The sequence below is a fragment of the Streptomyces griseus genome, from assembly GCF_900460065.1.
Classification (GTDB): Bacteria; Actinomycetota; Actinomycetes; order Streptomycetales; family Streptomycetaceae; genus Streptomyces; species Streptomyces griseus.
Genome location: NZ_UAVD01000038.1, coordinates 60,252 through 74,235 on the forward strand (window position 1 = coordinate 60,252; position 13,984 = coordinate 74,235).

Annotated in this window: 11 protein-coding genes; 9 read left to right on the forward strand and 2 right to left on the reverse strand. The window is 72.0% G+C overall.

Translation table 11 applies throughout. The features are described from left to right. Positions 1-249: 249 nt before the first annotated feature. Together nrdR and DTB53_RS27395 are read left to right on the forward strand one after the other, a co-directional pair. Positions 250-762 (forward strand): transcriptional regulator NrdR, encoded by a 513-nt coding sequence (nrdR, locus tag DTB53_RS27390; RefSeq protein WP_003965790.1) that lies wholly within the window; start codon positions 250-252, stop codon positions 760-762. 174 nt (positions 763-936) lie between these two features. Beyond that, positions 937-3,834, forward strand: coding sequence for a vitamin B12-dependent ribonucleotide reductase (locus DTB53_RS27395; RefSeq protein ID WP_003965788.1), 2,898 nt, complete (start codon positions 937-939; stop codon positions 3,832-3,834). Between the two features lie 110 nt (positions 3,835-3,944). Here DTB53_RS27395 and DTB53_RS27400 read toward each other — a convergent pair whose 3' ends face one another. Further along, positions 3,945-4,511, reverse strand: coding sequence for a TerD family protein (locus DTB53_RS27400; RefSeq protein WP_256091218.1), 567 nt, complete (start codon positions 4,509-4,511; stop codon positions 3,945-3,947). A gap of 251 nt (positions 4,512-4,762) precedes the next feature. Between DTB53_RS27400 and DTB53_RS27405 the strand changes: the two genes are divergently transcribed. From DTB53_RS27405 to DTB53_RS27430, 6 genes are all read left to right on the forward strand, one after another. Then, positions 4,763-5,368, forward strand: a complete 606-nt coding sequence (locus DTB53_RS27405; protein ID WP_012378728.1) for a YdbC family protein — start codon at positions 4,763-4,765, stop codon at positions 5,366-5,368. 57 nt (positions 5,369-5,425) lie between these two features. Beyond that, on the forward strand, positions 5,426-6,085 hold the full coding sequence (locus tag DTB53_RS27410) for a histidine phosphatase family protein (RefSeq protein ID WP_003965783.1): 660 nt from the start codon (positions 5,426-5,428) through the stop codon (positions 6,083-6,085). A gap of 12 nt (positions 6,086-6,097) precedes the next feature. Then, positions 6,098-7,006, forward strand: coding sequence for an ADP-ribosylglycohydrolase family protein (locus DTB53_RS27415; RefSeq protein WP_012378727.1), 909 nt, complete (start codon positions 6,098-6,100; stop codon positions 7,004-7,006). Between the two features lie 216 nt (positions 7,007-7,222). Then, positions 7,223-9,046 (forward strand): DUF4153 domain-containing protein, encoded by a 1,824-nt coding sequence (locus DTB53_RS27420; protein WP_042495931.1) that lies wholly within the window; start codon positions 7,223-7,225, stop codon positions 9,044-9,046. Between the two features lie 207 nt (positions 9,047-9,253). Further along, positions 9,254-9,964, forward strand: a complete 711-nt coding sequence (rnhB, locus tag DTB53_RS27425; protein WP_012378725.1) for a ribonuclease HII — start codon at positions 9,254-9,256, stop codon at positions 9,962-9,964. 62 nt (positions 9,965-10,026) lie between these two features. Further along, positions 10,027-10,671, forward strand: coding sequence for a hypothetical protein (locus DTB53_RS27430; RefSeq protein WP_003965777.1), 645 nt, complete (start codon positions 10,027-10,029; stop codon positions 10,669-10,671). Positions 10,672-10,800: 129 nt separating this feature from the next. On the opposite strand, the gene DTB53_RS27435 is transcribed toward DTB53_RS27430, so the two are convergent. Then, a complete protein-coding gene (locus DTB53_RS27435) occupies positions 10,801-11,439 on the reverse strand; it encodes a hypothetical protein (RefSeq protein WP_003965776.1) in 639 nt (212 codons plus the stop codon). Positions 11,440-11,743: 304 nt separating this feature from the next. On the opposite strand from DTB53_RS27435, the gene DTB53_RS27440 reads away from it, so the two are divergent. Continuing rightward, positions 11,744-13,903: a RecQ family ATP-dependent DNA helicase gene (locus DTB53_RS27440; RefSeq protein ID WP_003965775.1), complete on the forward strand. Its 2,160-nt coding sequence runs from the start codon at positions 11,744-11,746 to the stop codon at positions 13,901-13,903. Positions 13,904-13,984 lie beyond the last annotated feature (81 nt).

The following is a 13,984-nucleotide window of genomic DNA, read 5'->3' on the forward strand; positions in this document are numbered from 1 at the left end:
CGTACCCTCGTCCGTGGCCCACGCTCCCCCCGGGCGGCCTCCGAGCGGGGTCCGGCGCGCGACACGCGATGGGGCCGGAAAAGCGACCCAACCCTAGATCTAGTGGTTGGATTGCTCCAGTCGCCCAGAAGTTGTGGTCGCGGTTCAACCGCACCGTGGTCATCGCCTATGCTGGGGACTGCTTCCAAGGGCCCGGACAAGGCCCTGAAGAGGCTATTCAGTCGTGCGTGTGAGGGAGGGTTGGGAGCCATGCACTGCCCCTTCTGCAGGCACCCCGACAGCAGGGTCGTCGACAGTCGCACCACCGACGACGGGACGTCGATCCGTCGCCGCCGCCAGTGCCCCGACTGTTCCCGCCGTTTCACCACGGTGGAGACCTGCTCACTGATGGTGGTCAAGCGCAGTGGCGTGACCGAGCCCTTCAGTCGCACCAAGGTCATCTCCGGCGTCCGCAAGGCATGCCAGGGGCGACCCGTCACGGAGGACGCCCTCGCCAAGCTCGGCCAGCGGGTCGAGGAGGCGGTGCGCGCCACCGGCAGCGCCGAGCTGACCACCCACGACGTGGGGCTGGCCATCCTCGGCCCGCTGCAGGAACTCGACCTCGTCGCGTACCTGCGCTTCGCGTCCGTCTACCGGGCGTTCGATTCCCTGGAAGACTTCGAGGCCGCCATCGTGGAACTGCGTGCGCAGCGGCCTTCCGCAGAGGACCGCGGGAGCGGAGAGACCCTTGAGGTCCCCGCGCCCGCCATCGCCGCCGACTGAGCGGTACCCGCCCGGGGCGCCCGTGCCCGCAGACGTCATGACTGCGGACGGGCGGCAGGGCGACATGAGATGTGCTTCCGGCTGCCGAGTGCGGCTCCCGGAGCATCGGACACACATTGTGCCTGGGAAGATCTGGGCACTTCAGGGCGTTTTCGCCCACATATGGGAGGCGGCATGACAGAGACGGCGAGCGGCCCGGCACGAGGTTCCCGCACCAAGGGCGCCAAGGCGAGCAAGGGTCTGCGTATCGAGCGCATCCACACCAACCCCGGCGTGCACCCGTACGACGAGGTGGCGTGGGAGCGCCGTGACGTCGTCATGACCAATTGGCGCGACGGCTCGATCAACTTCGAGCAGCGTGGCGTCGAGTTCCCCGACTTCTGGTCGGTGAACGCGGTCAACATCGTCACCAGCAAGTACTTCCGCGGGGCCGTCGGCACGCCGCAGCGCGAGACCGGCCTCAAGCAGCTGATCGACCGGATCGTGAAGACGTACCGGAAGGCCGGCGAGGACCACAGCTACTTCGCCTCTCCCGCGGACGCGGAGATCTTCGAGCACGAGCTGGCGTACGCCCTCCTGCACCAGGTCTTCAGCTTCAACTCCCCGGTCTGGTTCAACGTCGGCACGCCCCAGCCGCAGCAGGTCTCCGCCTGCTTCATCCTGGCCGTCGACGACTCCATGGAGTCGATCCTCGACTGGTACAAGGAAGAGGGCATGATCTTCAAGGGCGGCTCCGGCGCCGGCCTGAACCTCTCCCGTATCCGCTCCTCCAAGGAGCTCCTCTCCTCCGGCGGCAACGCCTCCGGCCCGGTCTCGTTCATGCGCGGCGCCGACGCCTCCGCCGGAACGATCAAGTCGGGCGGCGCCACCCGCCGCGCGGCCAAGATGGTCATTCTCGACGTCGACCACCCCGACATCGAGAACTTCATCGAGACCAAGGTCAAGGAGGAGGAGAAGATCCGCGCCCTCCGTGACGCGGGCTTCGACATGGACCTGGGCGGCGACGACATCACGTCCGTCCAGTACCAGAACGCCAACAACTCGGTCCGGGTGAACGACGAGTTCATGAAGGCCGTCGAGACGGGCGGCAAGTTCGGGCTGCGCGCCCGGATGACCGGCGACGTCATCGAAGAGGTCGAGGCCAAGTCCCTCTTCCGCAAGATGGCCGAGGCCGCCTGGGCCTGCGCCGACCCCGGCATCCAGTACGACGACACCATCAACGCCTGGCACACCTGCCCGGAGTCCGGCCGGATCAACGGCTCGAACCCGTGCAGCGAGTACATGCACCTGGACAACACCTCGTGCAACCTCGCCTCGCTGAACCTGATGAAGTTCCTCAAGGACGACGGCCTGGGCAACCAGTCCTTCGAGTCCGAGCGCTTCGCCAAGGTCGTCGAGCTGGTCATCACCGCGATGGACATCTCGATCTGCTTCGCTGACTTCCCCACGCAGAAGATCGGCGAGAACACCCGCGCCTTCCGCCAGCTGGGCATCGGCTACGCCAACCTCGGCGCCCTGCTGATGGCGACCGGTCACGCGTACGACAGCGACGGCGGCCGCGCGCTCGCCGGAGCCATCACCTCGCTGATGACCGGCACCTCCTACCGCCGCTCCGCGGAGCTGGCCGCGGTCGTCGGCCCGTACGACGGCTACGCCCGCAACGCCGAGCCGCACCAGCGCGTCATGAAGCAGCACGCCGACGCCAACGCCAAGGCCGTCCACGTCGACGACCTCGACTCCCCGGTCTGGGCCGCCGCGACGGAGGCCTGGCAGGACGTGATCCGGCTCGGCGCCAAGAACGGCTTCCGCAACGCGCAGGCCTCGGTCATCGCGCCCACCGGCACCATCGGTCTCGCGATGTCCTGCGACACCACCGGTCTGGAGCCCGACCTCGCCCTGGTCAAGTTCAAGAAGCTGGTCGGCGGCGGCTCGATGCAGATCGTCAACGGCACCGTGCCGCAGGCGCTGCGCCGCCTCGGCTACCAGCCGGAGCAGATCGAGGCGATCGTCGCCCACATCGCCGAGAACGGCAACGTGGTCGACGCCCCCGCCCTGAAGACCGAGCACTACGAGGTCTTCGACTGCGCGATGGGCGAGCGCTCCATCTCGGCGATGGGCCACGTCCGGATGATGGCGGCCATCCAGCCGTGGATCTCCGGCGCGCTCTCCAAGACGGTGAACCTCCCCGAGAGCGCCACCGTCGAGGACGTCGAGGAGGTCTACTTCGAGGCGTGGAAGATGGGCGTCAAGGCGCTCGCGATCTACCGCGACAACTGCAAGGTCGGCCAGCCCCTCTCCGCCAAGTCCAAGGACAAGGAGAAGGAAGAGGTCACCGCGAAGGCCGAGGAGACCATCCGCACGGCGGTCGAGAAGGTCGTCGAGTACCGCCCGGTCCGCAAGCGCCTCCCCAAGGGCCGTCCCGGCATCACCACCTCCTTCACGGTGGGCGGCGCCGAGGGCTACATGACCGCCAACTCCTACCCGGACGACGGTCTCGGCGAGGTCTTCCTGAAGATGTCCAAGCAGGGCTCCACCCTCGCGGGCATGATGGACGCCTTCTCCATCGCCGTCTCGGTGGGTCTGCAGTACGGCGTCCCGCTGGAGACCTACGTCTCGAAGTTCACCAACATGCGCTTCGAGCCGGCCGGTATGACGGACGACCCGGACGTGCGGATGGCGCAGTCGATCGTCGACTACATCTTCCGCCGCCTGGCGCTCGACTTCCTGCCCTTCGAGACCCGCTCGGCCCTCGGCATCCACTCCGCCGAGGAGCGCCAGCGCCACCTGGACACCGGAAGCTACGAGCCGACGTTCGAGGCGGACGGAGCGGACGCGGACAGCCTGGCCCAGTCGGCCCCGGTCCGCGCCGAGCCCCTGAAGGTGGTGGAGGCTCCCGAGGAGTCCGCCGTGAAGCCCGCGCCGAAGACGGCTCACACCTCGGCCGAACTGGTCGAGATGCAGCTCGGCATCAGCGCCGACGCCCCGCTCTGCTTCTCCTGCGGTACGAAGATGCAGCGCGCCGGCTCCTGCTACATCTGCGAGGGCTGCGGCTCGACGAGCGGTTGCAGCTGACCGGAAGCGGAACCGCGTAGGGACTGACCGACCCGCGGCTCACGAAGGGGACCGGCCACCGGCCGGTCCCCTTCGGTGTGCCGTCCCGGGTTGTCCGGAACTGGCCGATGTCACCCCTGCGCGGTACGGCTCCCCATCGCCGCGGCGAACGCGTCGGGGTCGCCGTCGTAACCGCGTACGGCCGACCGGAAGCCCCAGAGCCCCGCACCGTCGCGGGTGAACTCCCCGACCACCGCGGCGCTCGCCCACGCCACGTCGGAGAAGTCGCTCTCGGCCAGCTTCGTGTAGCCCTCCACGATCTCCATCGCCGTGCTCCCTATGGCGCCGAACGTCTTGTGACCGTCGCGCTGCTGGATGGCGACACCGACCACCACCCGCCCGTACCGCTCCGCCAGCCGGTTCAGCTCGATGGTCATCACCTCGTCGAAGCCGAAACCCTGGCCCGTCCGGCTGTCCCGGTTCAGGGTGATGGTGCCGTCCGGCGAGCGGCTGTCGAAGTGGACCAGGTAGGCGGGGGCGCCGTACGGCTCGTCGGCCGGGTAGGTCGCCGCGATGATGTCGAGGTCGTTCGCCGCCGCCCCGTGCGGGCTGGGGTCCCACTTGACCCGCACTTCGACCTTCTCGATGTCCTTGTTCGGAGTGCTCAAGGGACTTCCCTCCCCGCCGACGGCCCGCAGGCCGTTCCCATCACCTGATACACGATTCACCCGATCATGTCCGGAACCGGCCGCGGAACCAACTGCTCCGGCCGCGGGCGGCGGATTCGGGCCACTGCCCGGCCCCGGCACGGGCGTTGCGGCGGCCACCGGCAACCACGCCCCGGTGCGCGAGCGGAGGTGAAGCCCCTTGCTCGCTCCGCCACGGACCGAGGGGAACGCACTCCTCGGGACAGTGACGCGTGCCACGCTCCGCGCCGTACGATGGCGCGGTGCTGGTGAAGTGGATTCGCTGCTCCGTGGTGGACCGTCATGGTTTCGAACGGGGACAGCGGAAGTGGGCGGGGCTGCTCGGCGAGCCGGGGTTCAGAGGACAGAGCGGCGGGTGGAGCCGAACGCGCCCCGACGTCGCCCACGTCTTCGCTTTCTGGGAGAACCGCGTCTTCTACGACTCCTTCATGGCCCGCGGGCACGACCGGCTGGCGGCCGGACAGTCCGGAATGTTCCGCGACATGCAGGTCACGCTTTTCGAGCGCCGCTTCGACGTGAAGACGGGCTTCGAGCCGCACTTCGCGGAGGCGGACGTCGTCAGGGTCGCGCACAGCCGGGTGCACGAGGAGCGCGCCGAGCACTTCGTGCTGATGCAGCAGCAGGTGTGGAACCCCGCCATGGCCGGATCGCCGGGGATGCTGCGCGGCGTGTTCGGCGAGGCGCCCGGGAACGAGTTCCTGGCGCTGTCCCTGTGGAAGTCGAGCGCCGAGCGCGGCAAGTACCGCGCGGCGGGGGCCGAGCGGCTGGCGGCCCGGGCGGGGACCGAGACCGACGTGATCGCCCTGACGGGAGACGTCGTGGAGCTGGAACCCTCCTGGACGGTGTGACCCGGCCCCACGGGCCCCGACCACCCGTGCCGGCCCGACCCGATCTATGGTCGGGACATGGCACGACCGCAGCGCATTGTCCTCGTCCGGCACGGTGAGTCCGAGGGCAACGCCGACGACACGGTGTACGAGCGGGAGCCCGACCACGCGCTCCGGCTCACCCCCACGGGTCTGCGGCAGGCCCGGGAGACCGGACAGAGGCTGCGCGAGCTGTTCGGCGAGGAACGGGTGAGCGTCTACATCTCGCCGTACCGCCGCACCCATGAGACGTTCCGGGCCTTTGACCTCGACCCGGCGCGCGTACGCGTACGGGAGGAGCCCCGGCTGCGCGAGCAGGACTGGGGCAACTGGCAGGACCGCGACGACGTACGCCTGCAGAAGGCCTACCGGGACGCCTACGGGCACTTCTTCTACCGCTTCGCCCAGGGAGAGTCCGGGGCCGACGTATACGACCGGGTCGGAGCATTCCTGGAGAGCCTGCACAGGAGCTTCGAGGAGCCGGACCACCCGGAGAACGTCCTGCTGGTCACCCACGGGCTGACGATGCGGCTGTTCTGCATGCGGTGGCTCCACTGGTCGGTCGCGGAGTTCGAGTCGCTGTCCAACCCGGGCAACGGCGAGACGCGGACCCTGCTGCTGGGCGAGAACGGCCGCTACACCCTCGACCGGCCGTTTCAGAGCTGGCGGACCCCTCAGCCGTACGGGCGTACCGGATAGAGTGGCAGGGCGATGACCGCTGATTCTGCTTCCGCGCGGCGCCTCGAACGCGCCCTGGCCAGCCTGCGTGGGCTGTCCGTGGGAGACGCCCTGGGCTCCCAGTTCTTCGTTCCGGCCAACTACCCCCTGCTGAAACAACGGGCGCTGCCGCCCGGGCCCTGGCAGTGGACCGACGACACCGAGATGGCCTGCTCGGTCCTGGCCGTGCTCAGCGCCCACGGCCGGGTCGACCAGGACGCGCTCGCCCGCTCCTTCGCCGAGCACCACGACTTCGACCGGGGCTACGGCCCCGCCGTCAACCGGCTCCTCAGGCTCGTCCGCGAGGGCGGCGACTGGCGGGAGCTGTCCTCGGCGCTTTTCCAGGGCCAGGGCTCCTGGGGCAACGGGTCGGCGATGCGCATCGCCCCGCTCGGCGCCTGGTACGCGGACGATCCGGAACAGGCCACGCACCAGGCGGAGATCTCCTCGTACCCCACGCATCAGCACCGCGAGGCCGTCGTCGGCGCCATGGCCGTGGCCGCCGCGGCTTCCCTCGCCGCCGCCCCGGGCGGGCCGCCGAGCCCCGAGGACCTCCTCGACGGGGTCATCACGCTCGTGCCCCGCAGCGCGGTGGGCGCGGGGCTGCGCCGGGCCCGCGACATGCTGGACTACCAGGACGCCGGGACGGTCGCCGCGGTGCTCGGCAACGGCCGCCGGACCAGCGCCCACGACACCGTGCCGTTCGCGCTCTGGTCGGCCGCCAGGAGCCTCGGGGACTACGAGCAGGCGTTCTGGGCCACGGCCCAGGCGGGCGGTGACGTCGACACGACCTGCGCCATCGTCGGCGGTGTCGTCGCGTCGGGCGGCGCCGGAGCGCCACCGGCCGACTGGCTGGCACGGACGGAGGAGCCCCCGGCGTGGCTGACGCCGTTCCTGCCCTGACCGTCCCGCTGCCGCCCCGGCTCTCCCCGGAAGGCGGCCGCGGCCCTCTGTCACGGTCCTGACACAGGAGCACTCCGCGTCTCTGCGAACGCGAGTTCGGGACTACTCTTTCGGCCACGCCGCCCCTCATTGATCTTGAGGGTCGTGCGCCGAATGAGACGCCGGGACAGGCAGAGGCCCAGGGCCGCGCGTGGACCCGGTGGGGGGAGGGGTCCCATGTCCGATCAGCCGTCCGAGGCGTCCAGACCGCCCGAGAACCCGAAGGAAGCCGGCGCGTCCGGGCCACCGGAACCGTCGTCCTCCTCCGAGGCCGCCGGACCACCCGCGGCCGGCCGGCCGGACACGACCCCGGCGCGGTCCGCCGGCGAGCCGGCCACCGATGCCCCGCCGCCCTCCGCGGTGCGGGATCCCGCCCCCGCCCGGGCCTCCGGCACCCCGCGCCAACGCGCTCAGGGGGCTCCGAAGGCCGGCGTGCCGGGCAACCCCTGGCAGCACGGCGCCGGAGCGCCCGCCGCCCCGGGCGACGGTGCGACGGCCCGGCTCAGGCCGCCCCCACCGTCCCTGATCCGACCCGCCGTGCTGGGCTCCGTCCTGGCCACCGCCCTGCTGAGCGCGATCTTCCTGGGCGACGGACTCGGGGTGAACCTCCTGATCGTGGCCGTGCCCGCCGCCCTGGCCGCGTTCTTCGCCGCCCGGGCGGCGGGCCGCCGGCTCCGGCCCTGGACCGCTGCCTGGGCGGTGGGAGGGCTCGCGCTGCTCGCGGTGCCGGCACTCCGCGACGCGGGCTGGCCCACCTTCCTCGCCGTGGTGTCCGCCTTCGCGCTCGGCTCGCTCGCGCTGCACGGAAGCCGCACCTGGCCGGGGGTGCTGATCGGCTCGCTGGGACTGTTCGACTCGGTCGTCCCCGGCATCATCTGGGGTGTTCGGGGGGTCCGCGCACGGGCCGAGGGCTCCCGGGCGCGCTGGGGCGCCGCCCTGCGCACCACGCTGGTGGCCCTCGTGCTGCTGGTGGTGTTCGGAACCCTCTTCGCCGGCGCGGACGCCGCGTTCGCCGAACTGCTGGGCGGCCTCGTGCCCGACGCCTCGGTCGGCGAGGGGCCCTGGCGGATCTTCCTCTTCGCGCTCGGGCTGGCCGGCGCGCTGGCCGCCGCGCACGCCGCGGCCGCCCCGGTGCGCTGGGACGGGATCACGGTGCGGCCCGGAAAGCCCCGGGGGCGGGCCGAATGGGCCCTTCCGCTGATCGTCCTCGATCTCCTCTTCGCCGCGTTCGTCATTCTTCAGCTCGTCGTGCTCCTCGGCGGCTACGACAAGGTGCGGGACGTGACCGGGCTCAGCCACGCCGAGTACGCCCGCCAGGGCTTCTGGCAGCTCTTGTGGGCCACGCTGCTCACCCTTCTCGTGATCGCCCTGGCCCTGCGCTGGGCACCGCGCGGCGGCACCGGGGACCGCACCCTGGTGCGGGCGGTCCTGGGCCCCCTCTGCGTGCTCACCCTCGTCGTGGTCGCCTCCGCGCTGCGCCGCATGGACCTGTACGTCGACGAGTACGGCCTGACCCGGCTCCGGATATCCGTGGCCGCGATGGAACTCTGGCTCGGGGTGGTGCTGATCCTGATCCTGGCGGCCGGGGTCTTCGGGGCCCGGTTCCTGCCCCGGGCCATCGCGGTGAGCGCGGCGGCCGGCGTCCTGGCCTTCGGGCTGCTCTCCCCGGACGGGCTGATCGCCGAGCAGAACGTCCAGCGCTTCGAGGACAGCCGGTCGACCGCCATCGACATCGACTACGTCAAGGACCTGTCCGCCGACGCCGTACCGGCTCTGGACCGACTGCCCGAACCGGAACGCTCCTGTGCGCTGCGGGTCATCCAGAACGACGTGCTCCGCGCCGACACTCCCTGGTACGCGACCAGCTGGGGGGAGGCGCGGGCGAGGGAGATCCTGGAGAAGCGCCCGGTGAAGGGCGACGCGCGTGACTGCTACGGCGCGGGCAGGGAAGGGACCCGGGACGGATACGAGCCGGACGACGACGGCTACGACCCGTACTGAGCCGACGGGCCCGTGAAGCGGACGGGTTCGTGAAGCCGACGGGCTCCCGGAGCCGACGGGCCCTCCGCGCCCACGGGTTCGGGGGCCCGGGCCCATGCGGCCGGGGGGCCGGCCAAGCTCCGGAGCCGCCTTCGCCGACCGTTTCGCGGGACGCACGGCGCCCCGGGGTGTTGCTGTCGTGGCTCTCGGCGTACGCTGGCTGGCGCCATGCCGTACGAACCACCCACGCACACCGTCGAGCGCTCGCTTCGCGCTACCACCGGTGCCAGGACCGTCGCCGGTGTCGACGAGGTCGGACGCGGAGCGTGGGCCGGACCCGTCACCGTGTGCGCGGCGGTCACCGGACTGCGCCGACCGCCCGAAGGCCTCACCGATTCCAAGCTGTTGACCCCCCGGCGGCGCGCGGAGCTCGATCCCGTGCTGCGGAGCTGGGTCACCGCCTACGCGCTGGGCGACGCCTCCCCGCAGGAGATCGACGACCTCGGAATGACCGCCGCCCTCCGGCTCGCCGCCGTGCGCGCCCTGGAGGGGCTGCCGGTGCGCCCCGACGCGGTGATACTCGACGGCAAGCACGACTATCTGGGCGTTCCCTGGAAGGTCCGCACCGTGATCAAGGGCGATCAGTCCTGTATCGCGGTCGCGGCCGCCTCGGTGATCGCCAAGGTGCACCGTGACCGGATGATGGCCGAGCTGGGCGCCGCGTCCGAGGACTGCGCCGACTTCGATTTCGGTGCCAACGCGGGGTATCCCTCGCCCGTGCACCGGGCCGCGCTGGAGGAGCGGGGGCCCACGGCCCATCACCGCCTCTCCTGGGCGTACCTGGACGCGCTGCCCCGGTGGCAGCACCTGAAAAAGGTCCGTTTTTCCGCCGAGGCGGCCGCACTCGAAAGCGGGGGCCAGCTCGGCTTCGAATTCTGATCGCGCGCACGCGCCCCTCCTACCGGCGCCGACGACATCGGCGTCCGCCACAGACCACCTTCATGCCTCTGATCTCCGAGGAGCCTCAGATTCCCGAGAGCGCCCAGGGTCCCCGCGTCACTCCGGCCGCCGGCCGCACCGCGCCGACCCCCCGTCCCGTACCCGGTCCGCGTTCCGCGGCCACCCCGCGTCCCGGCCGTCCGGGTCCCGGCCCCGCGCGCCCCGCGCCTCCGGCGCAGCGCGCCCAGCCCACCCCCGCCGCACCGGCGCCGGTCCCCGCGGCTCCCGCCCGCCCGGCGCCGACGGAGAATCGTTCCGCGCCGCAGATCCAGCTGATCCCGGCCCCGGCGGCCGGAGCACTCGACGCGGCCGAGGAAGCCGTCGACCTGCTGCTGGAGTCCGGTCGCGCACCGGGCGACATCCTGGTCCTGACCACCGGTGAGCAGCACCCGTGGGCCGCCCACGAGCTGTCCTTCGGCGAAGCCGCCTACTGGGCCCAGCACGACGCCGGCGACGACGTCTTCTTCGCCGGCGTCTCCGCGGTGGACCGGGCCGCGTCCCGGCCCGTGGTCGTCGTCGCCGTCAACGACGACGCGGACCGGACCGTGGCCCGCACTCTGCCCGTCGCACGTGACCGCGCCGCCACGCTGCTGATCGTCTGCGGTGACCCGCAGACGATCAACTCCGCACTCGGCGCCGGGGTCTGAACACACCCCACCGGTGTCCCGGGCGCCCGCAGGGGCGGCCGGGACACCACCGTCGCCCCGCCCCGCCAGGGCCGGGACCGACCGGTGGCCGAGGGGCGACCGCCCGGCAGATCAGGCAGGCGGCCCCGGTCAGCGGGCCGCGGTGCGCCGCAGGGCCTCCGCGGCTCCGCCCCCCGACCGCGTCGGCGTGGTCCGGTGCTCGACGGCGGCGTCGGCCAGCGGAGCCGGCTCGGACAGTGAGCTGGGCCGCCGCCCGCCCCGTCCCTCGCCGAGCACCTGCCAGCCCCCGCGGGTGAGGGTGATGTAGGCGCCGCAGCGCAGCCCGTGCAGGGTGCAGGCGTCCCGCAGGCCCCACATCCACGCGCCGTCCTCCTCGGTCCAGCGTTCGTCGCCCTCGCGGCAGTACAGAAGCACGGCCGTACGGACCGGCGTACGGCGGCGCAGATCGTGCGGGATGACCCGTCGCAGCTGGGCCAGCAGGGCGTTGCGGAACTCCCAGCCGTCCGCGGCCACCGCCGCCCGGCGGGTGAACGAGGCGCTCGCCGTGAGCCGTTCCTCGTGGTCGAGGACCGCGACCACGGCGGTGGCCGGAATCGGCCGGTGCCGGGAGTGCAGTCCGCTGACGACCTCCCGGGGACTGCGGAGCAGGGGTATGCCCGCCGAGGCCCACTCCGCTGGTTCGAGCATCCGGGCAAGGCGGTTGTCGGAGTCTGCGGAAACCGAGGACGCCGTCGAAGTGGCTGTGGACGGGGCGAATCCGAAGGTCACGGTCCTCCCTTCGCTACGCGCCCACGATGCGGGCAGGGTCGGGTGAGGGCGCGCCGCGGCACAGCCCTTCCGGGCCCGACCAGAACTGTGCGGGGGCGCTTCCAATTCTCCCTGGCCCACCGGCAGGCGGCAACGAGCAATTACGGCGGCTGACGGGAATCAGCCGGAATGACACTGATATCCCTGCCCAAACCCGCCCGGGATGACTCCCTCCGTCACCTCCGAATCGCGAGGACCAGCAGAAACACCGTCGTCGCCGCGGGCGGATTCGCTGATTGTCGGTGCCATCGGGTTGCATGGAGGCATGGACACCCTGGAGCTCCGCACCGAAGCCGACGCCATCCTCGCCGAGCTGGTCGGTGCGCCCGGGGGGTCGGCGCGGCTGCGCGAGGACCAGTGGCAGGCGGTGGCGGCCCTGGTGGAGGAGCGCCGTCGGGCGCTGGTGGTCCAGCGCACCGGGTGGGGGAAGTCCGCGGTGTACTTCGTGGCCACCGCGCTGCTGCGTCGGCGCGGAGCGGGCCCGACGGTGATCATCTCGCCGCTGCTGGCCTTGATGCGCAACCAGGTCGAGTCGGCGGCGCGTGCGGGCATCCGGGCGCGCACCATCAACTCCGCCAACCCCGAGGAATGGGAAACGATCTACGGGGAGGTGGAGCGGGGCGAGACCGACGTTCTCCTGGTGAGCCCCGAGCGCCTCAATTCCGTGGATTTCCGTGATCAGGTGCTGCCGAGACTCGCGGCCACGACCGGCCTGCTGGTGGTCGACGAGGCGCACTGCATTTCCGACTGGGGGCACGACTTCCGGCCGGACTACCGTCGGCTGCGCACGATGCTCGCCGAGCTGCCCGCGGGAGTGCCGGTGCTCGCCACCACCGCCACGGCGAACGCGCGGGTGACCGCGGACGTGGCGGAGCAACTGGGCACCGGGGGCGGGGACGCGTTGGTGCTGCGCGGACCGCTGGACCGCGAGAGCCTGCGGCTCGGCGTGCTGGAACTGCCGAACGCCGCGCACCGGCTCGCCTGGCTCGGGGAGCGGCTGGGGGACCTGCCGGGCTCGGGGATCATCTACACGCTGACGGTGGCGGCGGCGGAGGAGGTCGCCGCGTTCCTGCGGCAGCGCGGCTATCCGGTGGCCTCGTACACGGGGAAGACGGAGAACGCCGACCGGTTGCAGGCGGAGGAGGACCTGCTGGCGAACCGGGTGAAGGCCCTGGTGGCGACGTCCGCGCTCGGGATGGGTTTCGACAAGCCGGACCTCGGCTTCGTGGTGCACCTCGGATCACCCTCGTCGCCGATCGCCTACTACCAGCAGGTGGGGCGTGCGGGGCGCGGCGTGGACCATGCCGATGTCCTGCTGCTCCCGGGCAAGGAGGACGAGGCGATCTGGGCGTACTTCGCTTCGGTGGGCTTCCCGCCCGAGGAGCAGGTGCGGCGCACCCTGGACGTGCTGGGACAGGCGGGCCGCCCGCTGTCGCTGCCGGCGCTGGAGCCGTTGGTGGACCTGCGGCGCTCGCGTCTGGAGACGATGCTGAAGGTCCTGGACGTGGACGGCGCCGTCCAGCGCGTGAAGGGCGGCTGGACCGCGACGGGACAGCCCTGGGTGTACGACGCCGAGCGCTACGCGTGGGTCGCGAAGCAGCGGGCGGCGGAACAGCAGGCGATGCGGGACTACGTGGCGACCACCGGGTGCCGCATGGAGTTCCTGCAACGGCAGCTCGACGACGAGAAGGCGGTGCCGTGCGGTCGCTGCGACACCTGCGCCGGTCCGTGGCTGGACCCGGCCGTCTCCTCCTCGGCCCTGTCGGCGGCGACGGGTGAGCTGGACCGGCCGGGCGTCGAGGTCGAGCCCCGCAAGATGTGGCCGACGGGCCTGGCCTCGGTCGGCATGGACCTCAAGGGCCGCATCCCCGCGGGGCAGCAGGCGATGACGGGACGTGCGCTGGGGAGGCTGTCCGACATCGGCTGGGGCAACCGCCTGCGCCCGCTCCTGTCGGACCGGGCCGCGGACGGGCCGGTCCCGGACGACGTGCTGAACGCCGTGGTGACGGTGCTGGCGGACTGGGCCCGCTCGCCGGGCGGCTGGGCCGACGGATCTCCCGACGCGGTGGCGCGCCCCGTGGGCGTGGTCGTCGTGCCCTCACGCAGCCGCCCCCAGCTGGTCACCTCCCTGGCCGAGGGGGTGGCCCGGGTCGGGAGGCTGCCGCTCCTGGGCAGCCTGGCCCTCACCCCGTACGCAGACGAGCACGCCGCACACCGCAGCAACTCCGCCCAGCGGCTGCGCGCCCTGGCCGACTCGTTCACGGTGCCCGACGCACTCGCCGCCGCGCTGGCCGAGACCCCTGGCCCGGTCCTGCTCGTCGACGACTCCACGGACTCGGGCTGGACCCTCGCCGTGAGCGCGCGCCTGCTCCGCCAGGCCGGCGCCGAGCAGGTGCTCCCGCTGGTCCTGGCCGTGGCGGGATAGCCGGAGCCCCCTGGGAAGCGGACCCGTCAGCCGCCGCCGTAGGCGGGAGCGGAACAGGCCGATCACCCGGCGGTTCCCGCT

Bases quoted from the DNA above. Each gene is read 5' to 3' on its own strand.
- nrdR (WP_003965790.1), top strand. From the start codon at position 250: ATGCACTGCCCCTTCTGCAGGCACCCCGACAGCAGGGTCGTCGACAGT.
- DTB53_RS27395 (WP_003965788.1), top strand. From the start codon at position 937: ATGACAGAGACGGCGAGCGGCCCGGCACGAGGTTCCCGCACCAAGGGC.
- DTB53_RS27410 (WP_003965783.1), top strand. From the start codon at position 5,426: ATGGCACGACCGCAGCGCATTGTCCTCGTCCGGCACGGTGAGTCCGAG.
- DTB53_RS27415 (WP_012378727.1), top strand. From the start codon at position 6,098: ATGACCGCTGATTCTGCTTCCGCGCGGCGCCTCGAACGCGCCCTGGCC.
- DTB53_RS27420 (WP_042495931.1), top strand. From the start codon at position 7,223: ATGTCCGATCAGCCGTCCGAGGCGTCCAGACCGCCCGAGAACCCGAAG.
- rnhB (WP_012378725.1), top strand. From the start codon at position 9,254: ATGCCGTACGAACCACCCACGCACACCGTCGAGCGCTCGCTTCGCGCT.
- DTB53_RS27430 (WP_003965777.1), top strand. From the start codon at position 10,027: ATGCCTCTGATCTCCGAGGAGCCTCAGATTCCCGAGAGCGCCCAGGGT.
- DTB53_RS27440 (WP_003965775.1), top strand. From the start codon at position 11,744: ATGGACACCCTGGAGCTCCGCACCGAAGCCGACGCCATCCTCGCCGAG.